Source organism: Streptomyces sp. NPDC056231, from assembly GCF_048270745.1.
Lineage (GTDB): Bacteria > Actinomycetota > Actinomycetes > Streptomycetales > Streptomycetaceae > Streptomyces.
In genome coordinates, this window is sequence record NZ_JBLVKW010000075.1 from 1 (window position 1) to 18,201 (window position 18,201).

Annotated in this window: 14 protein-coding genes; 11 read left to right on the top strand and 3 right to left on the bottom strand. The window is 70.2% G+C overall.

What is annotated here, in order from left to right; genetic code table 11:
• Window positions 1-37: 37 nt before the first annotated feature.
• A complete protein-coding gene (locus ACNPQM_RS35445; protein ID WP_358860099.1) occupies window positions 38-997 on the bottom strand; it encodes an LLM class flavin-dependent oxidoreductase in 960 nt (319 codons plus the stop codon).
• Between the two features lie 649 nt (window positions 998-1,646).
• Here ACNPQM_RS35445 and ftsY point away from each other — a divergent pair.
• Entirely contained in the window at window positions 1,647-2,858 is a 1,212-nt protein-coding gene (ftsY, locus tag ACNPQM_RS35450; RefSeq protein ID WP_358860100.1) for a signal recognition particle-docking protein FtsY, read from the top strand.
• Window positions 2,859-3,013: 155 nt separating this feature from the next.
• Here ftsY and ACNPQM_RS35455 read toward each other — a convergent pair whose 3' ends face one another.
• Window positions 3,014-3,679 carry a bifunctional DNA primase/polymerase gene (locus ACNPQM_RS35455; RefSeq protein WP_418087196.1) on the bottom strand — a complete coding sequence of 222 codons (666 nt, stop codon included), beginning with the start codon at window positions 3,677-3,679 and terminating at the stop codon, window positions 3,014-3,016.
• 424 nt (window positions 3,680-4,103) lie between these two features.
• Here ACNPQM_RS35455 and ACNPQM_RS35460 point away from each other — a divergent pair, with 424 nt between their 5' ends.
• The 6 genes from ACNPQM_RS35460 to ftsH all read left to right on the top strand — a co-directional run bounded on the left by ACNPQM_RS35460 (window position 4,104) and on the right by ftsH (window position 13,915).
• Entirely contained in the window at window positions 4,104-5,579 is a 1,476-nt protein-coding gene (locus ACNPQM_RS35460; protein ID WP_358860102.1) for a hypothetical protein, read from the top strand.
• A gap of 371 nt (window positions 5,580-5,950) precedes the next feature.
• The gene (locus tag ACNPQM_RS35465; protein ID WP_418087197.1) at window positions 5,951-7,306 is read left to right on the top strand and encodes an ammonium transporter; all 1,356 of its coding nucleotides are present in this window, start codon (window positions 5,951-5,953) and stop codon (window positions 7,304-7,306) included.
• Entirely contained in the window at window positions 7,303-7,641 is a 339-nt protein-coding gene (locus ACNPQM_RS35470; protein WP_358860104.1) for a P-II family nitrogen regulator, read from the top strand. Before ACNPQM_RS35465 ends, ACNPQM_RS35470 begins: the two co-directional genes overlap by 4 nt.
• Before the next feature lie 31 nt (window positions 7,642-7,672).
• On the top strand, window positions 7,673-10,126 hold the full coding sequence (locus ACNPQM_RS35475; RefSeq protein WP_418087198.1) for a [protein-PII] uridylyltransferase: 2,454 nt from the start codon (window positions 7,673-7,675) through the stop codon (window positions 10,124-10,126).
• A 133-nt stretch (window positions 10,127-10,259) separates the two neighbouring features.
• On the top strand, window positions 10,260-11,810 hold the full coding sequence (ffh, locus tag ACNPQM_RS35480) for a signal recognition particle protein (protein WP_358860106.1): 1,551 nt from the start codon (window positions 10,260-10,262) through the stop codon (window positions 11,808-11,810).
• Window positions 11,811-12,001: 191 nt separating this feature from the next.
• Window positions 12,002-13,915 (top strand): ATP-dependent zinc metalloprotease FtsH, encoded by a 1,914-nt coding sequence (gene ftsH, locus ACNPQM_RS35485; protein ID WP_418087199.1) that lies wholly within the window; start codon window positions 12,002-12,004, stop codon window positions 13,913-13,915.
• Window positions 13,916-13,969: 54 nt separating this feature from the next.
• On the opposite strand, the gene ACNPQM_RS35490 is transcribed toward ftsH, so the two are convergent.
• On the bottom strand, window positions 13,970-14,839 hold the full coding sequence (locus ACNPQM_RS35490; protein WP_418087200.1) for a methyltransferase domain-containing protein: 870 nt from the start codon (window positions 14,837-14,839) through the stop codon (window positions 13,970-13,972).
• A 228-nt stretch (window positions 14,840-15,067) separates the two neighbouring features.
• Here ACNPQM_RS35490 and proS point away from each other — a divergent pair, with 228 nt between their 5' ends.
• The 4 genes from proS to ACNPQM_RS35510 all read left to right on the top strand — a co-directional run bounded on the left by proS (window position 15,068) and on the right by ACNPQM_RS35510 (window position 18,144).
• The gene (gene proS / locus ACNPQM_RS35495; protein WP_418087201.1) at window positions 15,068-16,483 is read left to right on the top strand and encodes a proline--tRNA ligase; all 1,416 of its coding nucleotides are present in this window, start codon (window positions 15,068-15,070) and stop codon (window positions 16,481-16,483) included.
• 224 nt (window positions 16,484-16,707) lie between these two features.
• Window positions 16,708-17,301, top strand: coding sequence for a hypothetical protein (locus tag ACNPQM_RS35500; protein WP_030928573.1), 594 nt, complete (start codon window positions 16,708-16,710; stop codon window positions 17,299-17,301).
• Between the two features lie 157 nt (window positions 17,302-17,458).
• Window positions 17,459-17,902, top strand: coding sequence for a 30S ribosomal protein S16 (gene rpsP, locus ACNPQM_RS35505; RefSeq protein ID WP_037689851.1), 444 nt, complete (start codon window positions 17,459-17,461; stop codon window positions 17,900-17,902).
• A gap of 2 nt (window positions 17,903-17,904) precedes the next feature.
• Window positions 17,905-18,144, top strand: a complete 240-nt coding sequence (locus tag ACNPQM_RS35510; RefSeq protein ID WP_005311361.1) for an RNA-binding protein — start codon at window positions 17,905-17,907, stop codon at window positions 18,142-18,144.
• Window positions 18,145-18,201 lie beyond the last annotated feature (57 nt).

The window sequence follows — 18,201 nt, forward strand, 5'->3', positions numbered from 1 at the left end:
CCCGCGGGCCGGGGCCCCGTGACCGTCCCTGCGTACGTCAGCCGGTGATCGCCTCGCAGAACAGGCGCAGGCTGCGCCACCCCTCCTCCACCGGCATTCCGCCGCACAGTGGATGCAGCACCAGGCTGTCGGCGTCCAGCGCGGCCAGCTGCTCCGGGGTGACGATCCGGTAGGCCCCTTCGTCCCGCAGCTCCGCCACCGTCCTGGCCGCTGAGCGCACGGCCGACCGGATGTCCTTCGACTGCCAGGAGGCGTAGGTCCGCGCCTCGTGCAGGAAGTGCTCGCCGTACCGGTCCCAGGTCCGCTCCGGATCCTCCGACACATGCAGCAACGGCGTCTTCGCCGCCGGCATCATGCAGAAGCCCTTCGTCCCGTGCTCCGCGCGCCGCTCGTGGTAATACGCCTCGAGTTCCGGCAGGTGCGCGCTCGGGAAGAACGGCAGCCCCAGCCGGGCCGCCCGCCGCGCCGCCGCCCGCGAGCTGCCACCGACCAGCAGCAGCGGATGCGGCCGGGTGTACGGGCGCGGGGTGACCCGGACGGTACGGCCGCGGTACGGGAACGGCTCACCGGTCCACGCCTGTAACAGGGTCTCCAGTAGCTCGTCCTGGAGCCGGCCGCGCCTGCCCCATTCGACGCCCGCCTGTTCGTACTCCTCCGGCCGGTAGCCGATACCCGCAACCGTGACCAGCCGGCCCGCGCTCAGCAGGTCGAGGACCGCGATGTCCTCGGCCAGCCGCAGCGGATCGTGCAACGGCCCGATGACCGCCGAGACCGTGACCGTGATCCGGCGGGTGGCGCCGAAGACCGACCCGGCGAATATCAAAGGGGAGGGCAGCCAGGAATTGCCCGCGCCGTGGTGCTCCTCGGTCTGCACGGTGTCCACGCCGTGCGCGTCCGCGTACGCGGCCATCTCGAGCGCCGCGCGGTAGCGGTCCGACAGGGACGCGGGGGTGGCATCGGGATCGACGAGATTGAACCGGACCACTGTGAAGGCCATGACGCGTGTCCATTTCGCCGGGCGGGTTGGCGAGGCGGGACAGTAGCTGACGTAGCGTCAGAAGTGTAGGGGTGTGTCGTCCTTGTGCCCGGCGGGCTGCGGCAGCAGTGTGCACGGCCCCCAAAGGCAGTGATCGTGGCTGTCCGGCCCGGACCGTTGCGCCCCATCCGGGGGGCGGGGAGTGGGTCGGCCGGAGAACCACGTCGCGCCCGAAGGGCTGGTGTCGAGCGGCGTCGCCGCATCGTGCGTATGCCCCCGCAGCTGATCCCCTCCGAATAGGCCGATCCACGCCGAGAACGTCACAGCGAGCACGGTCGGAAAGGGGAAGAATGAATCCAGGAAACTCGTCGCCACCGTCAGCAGACTCTCCGGAAGGAGGCTGATCGCGGCATTCATGCCGATCGCTCAGGTGCGAGGGAGCGCGAATCCCGGTTCCTGTGCGGCGAAACCGGCCGAATGCATCGACATCGCATGGGAAGAGGGTGCGGACCCGGCCGGTGCGCTCGCTGTCGGGGGCGGGGGCCAGGCCACGGATCTCCACGAGCAAGATCGTACCTTTACCGCCAAAAGGGCCATAACGGCCTTTCGCCTCCCGGAGTGGTCCTCCGGGGCCGCCACTGGCGGGCATGTGACTGATACTGGGTGGGTTATGGAATTCGTCATCCTTGCTGTAGTCATCGCCGCCCTGGTCGTGGCCGGCCTGATCAGCGGGCTCGTGGTCAGCGGCCGCAAGAAGAAGCAGCTGCCCCCGGCACCGTCGAGCACGCCGACCCTCACTCCCGCCGAACCTCATGTCGGCGAGGAAGCCGAGACACCGCGCGAGGAACCGCGCCGCACCATCGAGGAGGCCGGGCCCGCCGGCGCCGAGGCTCCCGTCGAGGAAGCCCCGGCAGTCGCCGAACCGGCGGCGCCCGCAGTCCCCGCGCTGGAGATCCCGGAGCCCACCGCCGGCCGTCTCGTACGGCTGCGCGCCCGGCTCGCCCGTTCGCAGAGCACCCTCGGCAAGGGACTGCTCACGCTGCTGTCCCGCGACAACCTCGACGAGGACACCTGGGAGGAGATCGAGGACACCCTCCTCACCGCCGATGTCGGCGTCGCCCCCACCCAGGAGCTGGTGGAGCGGCTCCGGGAGCGCGTCCGCGTCCTCGGTACCCGTACCCCCGAGGGGCTGCGCGGCCTGCTGCGCGAGGAGCTCCTGGCACTGCTCGGCACCGACTTCGACCGTGCGGTCAAGACGGAGAGCGGTGTCGACACGCCCGGCGTCGTGATGGTCGTCGGAGTCAACGGCACCGGCAAGACCACCACCACGGGCAAGCTGGCCCGGGTCCTCGTCGCCGACGGCCGCAGCGTGGTGCTCGGCGCGGCCGACACCTTCCGTGCCGCCGCCGCCGACCAGCTCCAGACCTGGGGCGAGCGCGTCGGCGCCCGGACCGTGCGCGGACCCGAGGGCGGCGACCCGGCGTCGATCGCCTTCGACGCGGTGAAGGAGGGGATCGCCGAGGGTGCCGATGTCGTCCTCATCGACACCGCCGGCCGGCTGCACACCAAGACTGGGCTCATGGATGAGCTCGGCAAGGTCAAGCGCGTCGTTGAGAAGCACGGCCCGCTCGACGAGATCCTGCTCGTCCTCGACGCCACGACCGGGCAGAACGGCCTGGTTCAGGCACGGGTATTCGCCGAGGTCGTCGACATCACCGGCATTGTCCTCACCAAGTTGGACGGCACCGCCAAGGGTGGCATCGTCATCGCCGTCCAGCGCGAACTGGGCGTACCGGTGAAGCTCGTGGGTCTCGGCGAGGGGCCGGACGATCTGGCTCCGTTCGAGCCGGAGGCGTTCGTCGACGCACTGATCGGCGACTGACGGGCCGACTGCGGCTCCTCCGCCCCCGAACGCCGGGCGGGCTCGACGGCGAGCCCGCCCGGCGTCGTCGTTCCCGCCGCTGGCGCCGTGACCGGCAGTGTTCCGAATGCCCCGCCTGCCAGGCGGCGCCCGGCCCGCCGTATGGGCGGACGACGCTACTGTCGAAACACGCCCTCGGAGCGATGGCAGATGTACGCCAGAGTGCCCAGCAGCAGCCGCGCCTGCGGCGGCGTGGCCGCCGTGTCCAGGACCGGCGGACGCAGCCAGCGGACCGGCCCGAGACCGCCTTCGTCCGACGGCGGTGCCGTGATGTGGCAGCCGTGCCCCAGCGCCCGCAGATCCAGATCCGCGTCGTCCCAGCCCATCCGGTACAGCAGCTGCGGAAGTTCGGCGGCGGCGCCCGGCGCAACGAAGAACTGCGTCCTCCCGGACGGCGTCATCGCCACCGGGCCGAGCGGCAGGCCCATCCGTTCCAGTCGCACCAGAGCCCGCCGCCCGGCCTGTTCGGCGACGTCGAGCACGTCGAACGTGCGCCCCACCGGCAGCAGCATCGAAGCGCCTGGCACCTCCGCCCATGCGCGTGCCGCCATGTCCAGTGTGGCGCCCGCCGGTACCTCGTCGGCGAACTCCAGCGGATGAGCGCCGGGGGAGGGGCAGGCGGTGTCCCCGCAGGAGCACCTCCCGGCCGCGGCCCGCGCCCCCGGCGCGACGGCCCAGCCCCACAGTCCTGTGTACTCGGCCACCGCGGTGCACTCGGCCGTACGGCCTCGACGCCGTGAGCCGGATCGCATCTCCCGGATGCCGCCGATCGTGAAGCCCATACCCCCTCCAACGGGTCCGGCTCGCCGGTGGTTACGACGCGGAGAGCCGTTGTGACACTCCGTCGCCCCGCCGATCCGGCAGCGCCCGGATGGTGCCCGGGGTCGCGCGACACCGGCCACGCGCCCCTGCGCGCATCACTGCGTCGGCTGCAGATCGTCGTCTGTCAAGTGAATCGCGCCGGGCGGCAGGTGCGTTCATTCGAAGGGGTGGCGAATGGTGGCGTTTCTGTGAATGCCGTCGCGGGCCGGTGATCGTGGGATTACCGTCGGTACACGAACCATGGAAGTATGTGCGCCTGTGGGTATGCCGGAGGCAACTCGATTTCCTGTTCGATGGTGCACAACCTCCGTACGGACGGCTTCGGCTCACGGGATTTTGATGAATGGTTCGCGCGACAGTATTCAGCGGGATGGGGGCGTTCCAGTGAGTGGCAGCGGCGCAGGCGATTCGAATGCCGGTAAGCGCCCGAACGGGCCATTGGGATCATGGTTCGTCCGCAGCGGCTGGTCGAAGGGCGAGCTGGCACGGCAGGTGAACCGCAGGGCGCGCCAGATGGGCGCCCACCACATCAGCACCGACACCTCCCGGGTGAGGCGCTGGCTCGACGGCGAGCAGCCGCGCGAACCGATCCCGCGCATCCTCTCCGAGCTGTTCTCCGAGCGCTTCGGCACCGTCGTCGCCGTGGAGGACATCGGGCTGCGCTCCGCCCATCAGTCACCGTCGGTGTCCGGCGTCGACCTGCCCTGGGCCGGCCCGCAGACCGTCGCCCTGCTCAGCGAGTTCTCCCGCAGTGACCTGATGCTCGCCCGCCGCGGCTTCCTCGGCACCTCGCTCACCCTTGCCGCGGGCCCGGCCCTCATCGAACCCATGCAGCGCTGGCTGGTGCCGGTCGCCGCCGCGGCACCCGCGGAGTCCGAGTCGCCGACCGCCGCCCGGCGCCCCTCCCGGCTCTCCTGTCCCGAGCTCGACCTGCTGGAATCCACCACCGTGATGTTCCGCCAGTGGGACGCGCAGTGCGGCGGCGGACTGCGACGCAAGGCTGTTGTGGGGCAGCTGCACGAGGTCACCGACCTGTTGCAGGAACCGCAGCCCGCGGCCACTGCCAAGCGGCTCTTCCGGTGTGCGGCCGAACTCGCCGAACTGGCGGGCTGGATGAGTTACGACGTCGGTCTCCAGCCCACGGCCCAGAAGTACTTCGTCCTGGCGCTGCACGCCGCGAAGGAGGCCGGCGACAAACCGCTGGGCAGTTATGTCCTGTCCAGCATGAGCCGCCAGATGATCCACCTCGGACGGCCGGACGACGCCCTCGAACTCATCCATCTCGCCCAGTACGGCAGCCGGGACTGCGCCACCCCGCGCACCCAGGCCATGCTGTATGCGATGGAGGCCCGCGCGTACGCCAACATGGGCCAGCCCAGCAAATGCAAACGAGCCGTCCGAATGGCCGAGGACACCTTCCTCGACGCCGGGATCGACGGCGAGCCGGAACCCGACTGGATCCGCTTCTTCTCCGAGGCCGAACTCAACGGCGAGAACTCCCACTCATACCGTGACCTGGCCTATGTGGCCGGCCGCAGCCCCACGTACGCCTCGCTCGCCGAGCCGATCATGAAGAAGGCCGTCGACCGCTTCGGCGAGGACGACGAGCACCAGCGGTCGTACGCGCTGAACCTGATCGGCCTCGCCACCGTCCATCTCCTCAAGCGCGAACCCGAACAGTCCACGGTGCTCGCCGAGCGGGCCCTGCAGGTCGCCAAGAAGGTCCGCTCCGAGCGCGTCAGCACGCGGCTGCGCAAGACCGTCGACACCGCTGCCAGGGACTTCGGCGACATTCCCGAGGTCGCCCAGCTCGCCGATCTCCTCACCGAGCAGTTGCCCGAGACCGCCGAAGCGGTCTGACCGGGCATCCCGCACTCCGGCCACGCCGACCACCCCGCACAGACCGACTTCGGCTCCCCCTTGCCAGGTCAGCGGGTGATCGGCGTGGCCGGTTCGCGTTCCCGTTCCCGTACTCCAGAGTTGTCAACGCACCGTATGCGGCCACGGCCGCCGCAGGATAGGCCCGGCCCCGGATACGCCACTTGCGGTTCATGGGGACGTAACACGCCACACCTCTTCGTCACTGCGGCGAAACACCGTGCGGCATCGGCGGAAACCGTGCTGGGCGAATCTCATGGCGCATAACCGGCCCGCACCTTTTCCGCAGTGGTCCCGCACGTGGTCCCGCAGGTTTCGCCCCACGCGGCCGCACCGACGACGAGGAGACGCCGATGCCCCCAGGCATCATGACGCTTGCCGCAGACGCCCCGACGCTGTCTGCCGCCAACACCGGGTTCATGCTCATCTGCTCGGCCCTGGTGATGATCATGACACCGGCCCTCGCCTTCTTCTACGGAGGCATGGTCCGCGTCAAGAGCACCCTCAACATGCTGATGATGAGCTTCATCAGCCTCGGGATCGTGACGATCCTGTGGGTGCTCTACGGATTCAGCCTCGCCTTCGGTACCGACATCGGCTCGTTCATCGGCTGGAGCTCGGACTTCGCCGGGCTGAGCGGGATCGGCATCACACAGCTCTGGGACGGCTACACCATTCCGGTCTATGTGTTCGCCGTCTTCCAGCTGATGTTCGCCGTCATCACCCCGGCCCTGATCAGCGGCGCTCTCGCCGACCGCGTCAAGTTCACCTCCTGGTCCCTGTTCGTCGCCCTCTGGGTGACCGTCGTCTACTTCCCGGTCGCGCACTGGGTGTGGGGCGCCGGCGGGTGGCTCTTCGAGCTCGGCGTCATCGACTTCGCCGGTGGTACGGCCGTCCACATCAACGCCGGTGCGGCAGCCCTCGGCGTGATCCTCGTCATCGGCAAGCGCGTCGGCTTCAAGAAGGACCCGATGCGGCCGCACAGCCTCCCGCTCGTCATGCTCGGCGCCGGTCTCCTGTGGTTCGGCTGGTTCGGCTTCAACGCCGGATCGTGGCTCGGCAACGACGACGGCGTCGGCGCGGTCATGTTCCTCAACACGCAGGTCGCCACGGCCGCCGCGATGCTCGCCTGGCTCGGCTACGAGAAGATCCGTCACGGCTCCTTCACCACCCTCGGTGCCGCCTCCGGCGCGGTCGCCGGACTCGTCGCCATCACCCCGTCCGGCGGTGCGGTCAGCCCGCTCGGCGCCATCGCCGTCGGTGCGATCGCCGGTGTCCTCTGCGCCATGGCGGTCGGCCTCAAGTACAAGTTCGGCTACGACGACTCCCTGGACGTCGTCGGCGTCCACCTCGTCGGCGGTGTCGCGGGCTCGCTCCTCATCGGCTTCTTCGCCACCGGCGGTGTCCAGTCCGACGCCAAGGGCCTCTTCTACGGCGGTGGCCTCGACCAGCTCGGCAAGCAGGCCGTCGGAGTCTTCGCGGTCCTCGCGTACTCTCTGGTCGTCTCCGCGGTCCTCGCTCTCCTCCTCGACAGGACGATCGGCATGCGGGTCGACGAGGACAGCGAGATCTCCGGCATCGACCAGGTCGAACACGCCGAGACCGCGTACGACTTCAGCGGCGCCGGTGGCGGTGCGGCCTCGCGGACGGCCTCCACCCCGGCATCGGAGACCACGGCAGCAGCGCAGACCAAGAAGGTGGACGCATGAAGCTCATCACGGCAGTCGTGAAGCCGCACCGGCTCGACGAGATCAAGGAAGCCCTCCAGTCCTTCGGCATCCAGGGCCTCACGGTCACGGAGGCCAGCGGATACGGGCGCCAGCGCGGCCACACCGAGGTCTACCGGGGCGCCGAGTACACCGTCGACCTCGTCCCCAAGATCCGTATCGAGGTCCTCGTCGAGGACGAGGACGCCGAACAGCTCATCGATGTCGTGGTCAAGGCCGCCCGAACCGGCAAGATCGGAGACGGCAAGGTCTGGAGCGTTCCCGTCGAGACAGCCGTACGGGTCCGCACCGGCGAACGCGGCCCGGACGCACTCTGACCGACGGCCTCGCAAACGGAAGGGCAGCTGGGTGACGCGCACCGAAGTGACCACCGAATCCGAAGACTCGGGACCCAGCGGCTACGCGGCGGCCCGGCTGCGCCTCCTCCAGGAGAAGGCGCGGTCCGGGCCGCCGCGCCGTGCGGCCCTCGCCTCACTGACCGACGACTGGCTGACCGCCCTGTTCGCCACTGCCACCGAACAGACGGGTGTCCGCGGCGCCGCGCTCGTCGCCGTCGGCGGCTACGGCCGCGGCGAACTCTCCCCGCGCAGCGACCTCGACCTCGTGCTCCTGCACGACGGCAGAGCCGACGCCGGTGCCATCGCCTCCCTCGCCGACCGCATCTGGTACCCCGTCTGGGACCTCGGCCTCGCCCTCGACCACTCCGTACGGACCCCCGGCGAAGCCCGGAAGACGGCCGCCGACGACCTCAAGGTGCAGCTCGGACTGCTCGACGCCCGGCCCGTCGCCGGAGACCTCGGCCTGGTCGCCGCGATGCGCACCGCGGTCCTCGCCGACTGGCGGAACCAGGCTCCCAAACGGCTTCCCGCCCTCGACGAACTCTGCCGCGAGCGCGCCGAGCGCCAGGGCGAGCTCCAGTTCCTCCTCGAACCCGACCTGAAAGAGGCCCGCGGCGGCCTGCGCGACGCGACCGCCCTGCGCGCGGTTGCCGCCTCCTGGGTCGCCGACGCCCCCCGCGAAGGCCTCACCGAGGCCCGCCGCATCCTCCTCGACGCCCGCGACGCCCTGCACCTGACCACGGGCCGCGCCACCGACCGCCTCGCCCTCCAGGAACAGGACCAGGTCGCCACCGCCCTCGGCCTCCTCGACGCCGACGCCCTGCTGCGCCAGGTGTACGAGGCCGCGCGCACCGTCTCCTACGCCACCGACGTCACCTGGCGCGAGGTCAACCGCGTCCTGCGCGCCCGGTCCGTACGCCCCCGGCTGCGCGCCATGCTGGGCGGCGGCAGGACTGCCGCCGCCGAACGCACCCCACTCGCCGAAGGCGTCGTCGAGGCCGACGGCGAGGTCGTCCTCGCCCGCACCGCCCGCCCCGAACGCGACGCCGTGCTGGTCCTGCGCGCCGCCGCCGCAGCCGCCCAGTCCGGACTGCCGATCTCCCGCCACGTCGTGCGCCGCCTCGCCGTCGCCGCCCGCCCGCTGCCCGTGCCCTGGCCCGCCGAGGCCCGTGAGGAGCTCGTCACCCTGCTCGGCGCGGGCGAGGCCACCATCCCCGTCTGGGAGGCCCTCGAAGCGGAAGGGCTGATCACCCGGCTGCTGCCCGACTGGGAACGCGTCCACTGCCGCCCGCAGCGCAACCCCGTCCACACCTGGACCGTCGACCGTCACCTCGTCGAAGCGGCCGTCCGCGCCTCCTCGCTCACCCGCCGCGTCGGCCGCCCCGACCTCCTGCTCGTCGCCGCCCTGCTCCACGACATCGGCAAGGGCTGGCCCGGCGACCACTCCGCCGCCGGGGAGGTCATCGCACGCGACGTCGCCACCCGGATCGGCTTCGACCAGCACGACGTGGGCGTCGTCGCCACCCTCGTACGCCATCATCTGCTGCTCGTCGAGACCGCGACCCGCCGCGACCTCGACGACCCGGCCACCGTCCGCTCCGTCGCCACCGCCGTCGGCAGCGCGTCCACGCTGGAACTTCTGCACGCCCTGACCGAGGCCGACGCGCTCGCCACCGGGCCCGCCGCCTGGTCCACCTGGCGCGCCTCCCTCGTCGCCGACCTTGTCGAACGTGTCGCCGCGGTCCTCGCCGGCGAGGCAACCGCCGATCCGGAACCCGTCGCACCCAGTGCCGAACAGGAACGGCTGGCCATTGAAGCGCTGCGCACCGGCGAACCCGTCCTCGCCCTGCACACCCGGGCCGAGACCCCATCCGAGGACGGCGAACCGGAACCCATTGGCGTCGAACTCCTCATCGGCCTCCCCGACCGCCCGGGCGTCCTGCCCGCCGCCGCCGGAGTCCTCGCCCTGCACCGTCTGACCGTCCGCGCGGCCGACCTGCGCGCCGTCGAACTCCCCACCGAGCTCGGCGAGTGCGCCGACGTGCTGGTGCTCAGCTGGCGGGTGGCGGCGGAGTACGGCTCCCTGCCGCAGGCAGCCCGGCTCCGCGCCGATCTCGTACGCGCCCTGGACGGTTCCCTCGACGTCTGCGCCCGCCTCGCCGAACGCGAAGCCGCCTACCCGCGGCGCCGCGGGGTGAAGGCACCACCACCGCGGGTGACGGTCGCGGCGGCGGGCTCTCGGCTGGCGACCGTGATCGAGGTACGCGCCCAGGACGCCCCCGGGCTGCTGCACCGGATCGGGCGGGCGCTGGAACAGAGCGCGGTGCGGGTGCGCAGCGCCCACGTGTCGACGCTCGGCGCCAACGCGGTGGATGCCTTCTACGTCACAGGGACGGACGGGGAGCCGCTGTCCGACGCACGCGCAACAGAGCTGGCCCGAGAGGTCGAGCGGGCCCTGGGCTGACTCCCGAGCGCTCCGCGGAAGGGCCCTCGTCCGTCACGAGAACCGGGCAAGGGCTTTGCGTTTCCCGGCGTCCGGATACCCTGGGGGACGACTGACCTGCACCCGACCCCGACCCCGAGGACCGACGAGCGCCGTGTTCGATACTCTCTCCGACCGCCTTAGCGCGACTTTCAAGAACCTCAGGGGCAAGGGCCGCTTGTCCGAGGCGGACATCGACGCCACGGCCCGCGAGATCCGTATCGCCCTGCTCGAGGCCGATGTCGCCCTGCCCGTCGTGCGCGCTTTCATCGCCAACGTCAAGGAGCGGGCGCGCGGCGTCGAGGTCTCCCAGGCGCTGAACCCCGCCCAGCAGGTCGTCAAGATCGTCAACGAGGAGCTTGTCGGCATCCTCGGTGGCGAGACCCGGCGGCTGCGGTTCGCCAAGAACCCGCCCACCGTGATCATGCTCGCGGGTCTGCAGGGTGCCGGTAAGACCACCCTCGCCGGAAAGCTCGGCCTCTGGCTCAAGGGCCAGGGCCACTCCCCGCTGCTCGTCGCCTGTGACCTCCAGCGCCCCAACGCCGTCAACCAGCTGAGCGTCGTCGCCGACCGCGCCGGTGTGGCGGTCTATGCCCCGCAGCCGGGCAACGGCGTCGGTGACCCCGTCCAGGTCGCCAAGGACTCCATCGAGCACGCCCGCGCCAAGCAGTACGACGTGGTCGTCGTCGACACCGCCGGCCGCCTCGGTATCGACGAGGAGCTGATGCAGCAGGCCGCGGACATCCGCGATGCCGTCAGCCCCGACGAGATCCTCTTCGTCGTCGACGCGATGATCGGCCAGGACGCGGTCAACACCGCCGAGGCCTTCCGCGACGGCGTCGGCTTCGACGGCGTGGTGCTCTCCAAGCTCGACGGTGACGCCCGCGGTGGTGCGGCCCTGTCGATCGCCCACGTCACGGGCAAGCAGATCATGTTCGCGTCGAACGGTGAGAAGCTCGAGGACTTCGACGCCTTCCACCCCGACCGCATGGCGTCCCGCATCCTCGACATGGGTGACCTCCTCACCCTGATCGAGCAGGCGGAGAAGACCTTCAGCCAGGAAGAGGCCGCCAAAATGGCCTCCAAGCTGGCGTCCAGCAAGGGCAAGGACTTCACGCTCGACGACTTCCTGGCCCAGATGGAGCAGGTCAGGAAGATGGGCTCCATCTCCAAGCTGCTCGGCATGCTGCCCGGCATGGGGCAGATCAAGGACCAGATCAACAACATCGACGAGCGCGACGTGGACCGTACCGCCGCGATCATCAAGTCGATGACGCCGCACGAGCGCCAGGAACCGACGATCATCAACGGCTCGCGCCGGGCTCGTATCGCCAAGGGCTCCGGTGTCGAGGTGTCCGCCGTGAAGAACCTGGTGGAGCGGTTCTTCGACGCGCGCAAGATGATGTCGAAGATGGCGCAGGGCGGCGGCATGCCCGGCATGCCGGGGATGCCCGGCATGGGTGGCGGCGCGGGCCGGCAGAAGAAGCAGGTCAAGCAGGCCAAGGGCAAGCGCAAGAGCGGCAACCCGATGAAGCGGAAGGCCGAGGAGCAGGCCGCGGCCGCCCGTCGCGAGCAGGCGGCGGCGCAGGGTGGCGCGTTCGGACTTCCGGCGCAGGAGGACCAGAAGTTCGAGCTTCCTGACGCGTTCAAGAAGTTCACGGGCTGACACCCGACGCCCTGAGGGGCACATGGACAAGGGGCATTCGCCATGGGCGGGTGCCCCTTACCCGTGTCACCCGGCTGCGCGCCCGGATCACGTCGGCATCCCTCCACGGGCCCAGTGGACAGCTTCTCCGAGGGCTTTGATCGTATTTCTCCTTTAATGTCGGCTCAACGGCTGTCGGCAGAGGAGCGCGCGTGACCAATCCCGTACCGCCACGCGATCGAACCGACCAGCCGTGGCGCTCCGAAGGTGCCCCACCGCCCGCGCCGCAGGGCCGGAAGATGCCGGGCGGCTGGGGCCGACTGCTGCTGACCGCGCTGGCCGTTTATCTGATCACCAACCTGGTGCTGTCCTTCTTCAACGGCAGGAACGAGCCGACCATCGCGTACACGGAGTTCAGCAAGCAGGTCACGGCGGGCAACGTCTCCAAGATTTACTCGAAGGGCGATTCCATCCAGGGGCAGCTCAGGAAGGGGGCGAAGATCCCCGGCACCGACCGGATGTACACGAAATTCGTCACCCAGCGGCCCGCGTTCGCCGACGACAACCTCTGGGCCGAGCTGGTCAAGGAGGACGTCACCGTCACCGCCGAGCCGGTCGTCAAGGAACGCAGTTTCCTCGCCAACCTGCTGATCTCGCTGGCGCCGATGCTGGTGCTCGTCCTGCTCTGGGTGCTCATCGCCCGGCGGATGTCCCGGGGCATGGGCGGCGGGATGGGCGGCTTCGGACGCAAGGCCCCGCCCAAACCGGTCGAACTGGAGGCGGGCAAGCGCACCACCTTCGAGGATGTGGCCGGCATTGATGAGGTCGAGGGCGAACTCAACGACATCGTCGACTTCCTGAAGAACCCGCAGCAGTACCGGCGGATGGGTGCCCGGATGCCCGGGGGAGTGCTGCTCGCGGGTCCGCCCGGAACCGGCAAGACCCTCCTGGCGCGGGCGGTCGCCGGCGAGGCGGGCGTGCCGTTCTTCTCCGCCTCCGCCTCCGAGTTCATCGAGATGATCGTCGGCGTCGGCGCCGGCCGGGTACGGGAACTGTTCGCCGAGGCCCGCAAGGTCGCCCCCGCCATCGTCTTCATCGACGAGATCGACACCATCGGCCGGGCCCGCGCCGGCGGCTCCGGCATGGGCGGTCATGACGAGCGCGAACAGACGCTGAACCAGATCCTCACCGAGATGGACGGCTTCTCCGGATCGGAAGGCGTCGTCGTCCTCGCCGCGACCAATCGCGCCGACGTCCTCGACCCCGCCCTCACCCGGCCCGGCCGCTTCGACCGGATCGTCCAGGTGAGTCCTCCCGACCGGAGCGGCCGGGAGGCCATCCTGAAGATCCACACCCGGCAGATCCCGCTCTCCGACGACGTGAGTCTCGCCCAGGTGGCGCGGACGACCCCCGGCATGACCGGTGCCGACCTCGCCAACCTCGCCAACGAAGCCGCGCTTCTCGCCGTCAAGCGCAAGCAGTCCGAGGTCAGCCAGACCGACCTGTCGGAGGCCTTGGAGAAGGTCCAGCTCGGAGCCGAACGACCGCTCGTCATGCCGGTGGAGGAGCGGCGCAGGACGGCGTACCACGAGAGCGGCCACGCTCTGCTCGGCATGGTCCAGCCGGGCGCCGACCCCGTGCGCAAGGTGACCATCGTGCCGCGCGGCCGGGCCCTCGGCGTCACTCTCTCGACGCCGGACGCCGACAGGTACGCGTACACCGAACCGTATCTGCGCGGCCGCATCATCGGAGCCCTCGGCGGCATGGCCGCAGAACAAGTGGTCTACGGAGTGGTCACCACGGGCTCGGAGAGCGACCTGGAGCAGGTCACCAATCTGGCGCGCGGAATGGTCGGACGCTGGGGGATGAGCAGCAAGGTCGGCAGGCTGACGGCGATCCCCGGAGACGTCCAGCAGGCGTACGGACTCTCGGCGGCGCCGGCCACGCTGGACGCCGTGGACGACGAGATGCGGCGGATCGTCGACGAGTGCTACATCGAGGCGCAGCGGCTGCTGCGCGAGCACCGGGAGAAGCTGGACGCGCTGGCGTCGGCGCTGCTGCAGAGCGAGACGCTGGACGAGGAGGCGGCCTACCGGGCGGCCGGCATCCCGCGCCTGGCCAAGTAGGACCGCCTCATCGCGTTGGCACCTGCTTCAATCACCCCCGATTGCCGGTCGGTCTCAGGAGGTGCAGACGAGATAGCGGAAGACATTCGGCATCCACACCGTGCCGTCCTGGCGCAGGTGCGGGTGCACTGCCTCCGCGACCTCCTTCTCCACCTGGGAGCGGTCCGTCGCCCGCACCGCCGCATCGAACAGCCGTGTCGAGAGCAGCCCGCGCACCGCGCTGTCCAGGTCCGCGTAGCCGAACGGGCACGCCACCCGCCCCGAGCCGTTCGGATTCAGCCCGGCCCGGAACGCCACGTCCTCGAGATCGTCCCTGCGCGCCGGGCGCCAGCCGCCCGTGCGGGGCGCCCGCGCCCCGTCGGTGAGCCGGGCCGCCACCCGGAGCACCGCCGCGGTCACGCACCGCTCGGGGGGCCCCCAGCCGGTCAGCACCACCGAACCGCCCCGGGTGAGCAGCGGCAGGGCGGACTCCAGGGCGGGCAGCAGCCCTTCGGAGTCGCCCGCCGAGCAGCCGATCGGGGTGAACGCGGTGAGCAGGTTGTACGGGACACCGTCGGCCGGTGCGGCGGCGGACGGATCACCTGCGAAGAGCTGGGGCAGCAGGGCCGGGGCCGGACCGGGACCGCCGTCCCACGCCGCTTCCGGCAGCAGCCGTTCGCGGGCCAGGTCAAGGCGTTCACGGTCGGTGTCGACGCCGGTGACGCGAGCCCCGCGGGCGGCCGCGATCAGCAGCGCGAGCCCGGAGCCGCAGCCGAGGGAGAGCATCCGTGTACCGGCTCCGACTTCGAGCCGGTCGTACACCGCTTGGTACAGCGGCGCGAGCATCCGCTCCTGGATCTCGGCCCAGTCACGAGCACGGGTTGCGGGGGCCACCGGGGCGGACGGATCCGTCTGCCCGTGGTGCCGGACGAGCGTTGGTGTCATGGAAAGCGCCCCAATCCGCCGAGAGGTAGGTCGTTCCCGAGTGATGGACGGCCCCCGTGTGTGCGTCCCCGCACTCCCCCCGTATGTCAGAGAACTGCGCATCCGCGGCCGCGTCCAGAGGGCGGAGGGCAATGGTTGTGCGCCTCGGTGGTGCGCCCCCGGAGACAGTCGGCCGTGACCGGTCCCGTCACTCCGTGGGAAAGGCGATGTCGCCGTACGATGCGCGCCATGGCAAAGGCACCCGTTCTCACACCCCAGGCCGAGGACTTTCCCCGCTGGTACCAGGATCTGATCAACAAAGCCGAACTCGCGGACAACGGCCCGGTGCGCGGCACCATGGTCATCCGACCGTACGGATACGGCCTGTGGGAGCGGATGCAGCAGGAGCTGGATACCCGCATCAAGTACGCGGGCGCCCAGAACGCCTACTTCCCGCTCTTCATCCCCCAGTCTTACCTGACACGCGAGGCCGAGCACGTCGAGGGCTTCGAACCCGAGCTGGCCATCGTCACCCACGGCGGCGGCAAGGACCTCGAAGAGCCCGTGGTGGTGCGGCCGACGTCCGAAACGATCATCAATGAGTACTTCTCGAAATGGGTGCAGAGCTACCGGGATCTGCCCCTGCTGATCAACCAGTGGGCGAACGTCGTCCGCTGGGAGATGCGCCCGCGGGTCTTTCTCCGTACGACCGAATTCCTCTGGCAGGAGGGCCACACGGCCCACGCGACCTACGAGGACGCCCGCGACTACGCCGCGTACATCCACCGGGAGGTCTACGCGGACTTCATGACCCAGGTCCTCGGCATCGATGTGGTGCTCGGCCGCAAGCCCCCGAGCGAACGGTTCGCGGGCGCCATCAACACCCTCACGCTCGAATCGATGATGGGCGACGGCAAGGCCCTGCAGATGGGTACGAGCCATGAGCTCGGCACCAACTTCGCCAAGGCGTTCCACACCGAGTACCTGTCCCGGGAGGGCAGGCAGGAGCTGGTCTGGCAGACCTCCTGGGGTTCCTCGACCCGGATGGTCGGCGGTCTGATCATGTCCCACGGTGACGACCGGGGACTCCGCGTCCCGCCGCGGCTCGCCGCCGTGCAGGCGGTCGTCCTCGCGATCAAGGAGGACGACGCGGTGCTGACCGCGGTCCGCGAGATCGGCGACCGGCTGCGGGAGGCCGGGATCAGGGTCCAGATCGACGACCGTACCGACACCCCGTTCGGCCGCCGCGCGGTCGACTGGGAGCTGAAGGGTGTGCCCGTACGGATCGAGATCGGTCCGCGCGACCTGGAGAACGGCACCGCGATGCTGGCCCGCCGCATCCCCGGCGGGAAGGAGCCCGTCGCGATCGAGGCACTGCCGGCCCTGCTCCCGGCGGTCCTGGAGGAGGACCAGGCGACGCTGTTGCGTGAGTCCCGGGCCCGCCGCGAGTCCCGCACCAGCGAGGTGTCCACCGTCGACGAGGCCGTGGAGGCGGCGGTCGCGGGCGGCTGGGCGCGTATCGCGTGGGACGTCCTCGGCCCGGCGGGGGAGGCCCGGCTCGCGGAGCACGGGGTGTCGGTACGGTGTCTGGTGGCCGAGGACGGGTCGGTGCCGGACTCGGACGACGCCCCGGGTACTGTCGCCGTCGTGGCCCGCGCCTACTGACCCCCGCGCTCCCGGAGTCGTCGGAACCCCGGCGCGGAGGCATTGTCTACGCACCGGGGCGTATCCGGCACTACGTACCACCTTGGTGTGAGCTGTGAGAGTTCTCCACAGATCTGCGCACCCGCCCTCGTCAGGGTGCATCAACGGCAACTGACTGGTACGTGCAAATTATTTGGGATGCCCCGGAATAGGAACACCGGGGCACTCGCGCTCGTTGTCACGACGTGAGCACGACACCACCTGTACTTGCCGCAGAGCTGGCACAGGCGTGGGCCGACATTCAGCGGTACCACCCCGAGCTGCCGGATCTTGCCGCGCCAGAGTCCCTGATCGGAGAGTCCTCGTCCGCCTGTGGCGCCGAGCTCTCCTTCGAGCGACTGCTGCATGAGGCAGTCCATGGAATCGCCGCCGCACGAGGTGTCCGCGACACCTCCCGCGCCGGCCGCTACCACAACCGCAGATTCCTCGCGATCGCCGAGGAGCTGGGCCTCGACCATGCCGAGGAGCCCCACCCCAGCAGTGGCTTCTCGCTGGTCACGCTCAATCCCGAGGCGAAGCGCAGATACCGCCCGACGATCGAGCGGTTGCAGCGCGCCCTCAAGGCGCACACGGTTGCCACCGCCGCCGACACCAAGCGCTCCTTCCGCGGGCCCGCCGCCCGGCACGGCTCCTCCGGTGGAGGCGTGCGGGTCAAGGCCGTCTGCGACTGCGGACGCAACGTCCGGGTCGTTCCCTCGGTCCTCGCCCAGGCGCCGATCGTCTGCGGTGGCTGCGGGAAGCCGTTCCGTATCCCGGAAGCCGCGGTCGCGGTGGGGTGACCCGACGTGGTGTGGCACAATGGCAAGCTGTACTCGACAGTCGCACAGGACCCCTCTCTCCTCCGGCTGACGCGTCCATCGGGCACCCGAGTACCGCAACCCCACGTGGCATCTTCGTTGTGCCCAACCACGTCATAGACCAGGAGACACCACTTCCGTGGCAGTCAAGATCAAGCTGAAGCGTCTGGGCAAGATCCGTTCGCCTCACTACCGCATCGTCGTCGCCGACTCCCGTACCCGCCGTGACGGCCGGGCCATCGAGGAGATCGGTCTGTACCACCCGGTGCAGAACCCCTCGCGCATCGAGGTCAACTCGGAGCGTGCGCAGTACTGGCTGTCTGTCGGCGCCCAGCCGACCGAGCCGGTTCTCGCGATCCTGAAGCTCACCGGTGACTGGCAGGCCCACAAGGGTCTCCCGGCCCCCGCGCCGCTGCTGCAGCCGGAGCCCAAGGCTGACAAGCGCGCCCTGTTCGAGGCCCTGGCCAAGGACACCGGCGAGGAGTCCAAGGGCGAGGCCATCACGCAGAAGGCAAAGAAGTCCGACAAGAAGGCTGACGAGGCTGCTGACGCTGCCGCGCCCGCCGAGTCGACCGAGGCCTGAGCATGCTCGAGGAGGCTCTCGAGCACCTCGTGAAGGGCATCGTCGACAACCCCGACGATGTGCAGGTCGCCTCGCGCAACCTGCGCCGTGGTCGTGTGCTGGAGGTCCGGGTTCACCCCGATGATCTCGGCAAGGTGATCGGCCGCAACGGCCGCACCGCACGCGCACTGCGAACCGTCGTGGGCGCCATCGGCGGCCGTGGCATCCGCGTCGACCTCGTCGACGTGGACCAGGTTCGCTGACAGAGTTGAACACCGGCACGGGCCGGGGAGGGCCATGCGCCCACCCCGGCCCGTCGT

Coding starts and splice junctions, on each gene's coding strand:
- ACNPQM_RS35445 (WP_358860099.1), bottom strand. CDS start 997: ATGGCCTTCACAGTGGTCCGGTTCAATCTCGTCGATCCCGATGCCACC.
- ftsY (WP_358860100.1), top strand. CDS start 1,647: ATGGAATTCGTCATCCTTGCTGTAGTCATCGCCGCCCTGGTCGTGGCC.
- ACNPQM_RS35455 (WP_418087196.1), bottom strand. CDS start 3,679: ATGGGCTTCACGATCGGCGGCATCCGGGAGATGCGATCCGGCTCACGG.
- ACNPQM_RS35465 (WP_418087197.1), top strand. CDS start 5,951: ATGCCCCCAGGCATCATGACGCTTGCCGCAGACGCCCCGACGCTGTCT.
- ACNPQM_RS35470 (WP_358860104.1), top strand. CDS start 7,303: ATGAAGCTCATCACGGCAGTCGTGAAGCCGCACCGGCTCGACGAGATC.
- ACNPQM_RS35490 (WP_418087200.1), bottom strand. CDS start 14,839: ATGACACCAACGCTCGTCCGGCACCACGGGCAGACGGATCCGTCCGCC.
- proS (WP_418087201.1), top strand. CDS start 15,068: ATGGCAAAGGCACCCGTTCTCACACCCCAGGCCGAGGACTTTCCCCGC.
- ACNPQM_RS35510 (WP_005311361.1), top strand. CDS start 17,905: ATGCTCGAGGAGGCTCTCGAGCACCTCGTGAAGGGCATCGTCGACAAC.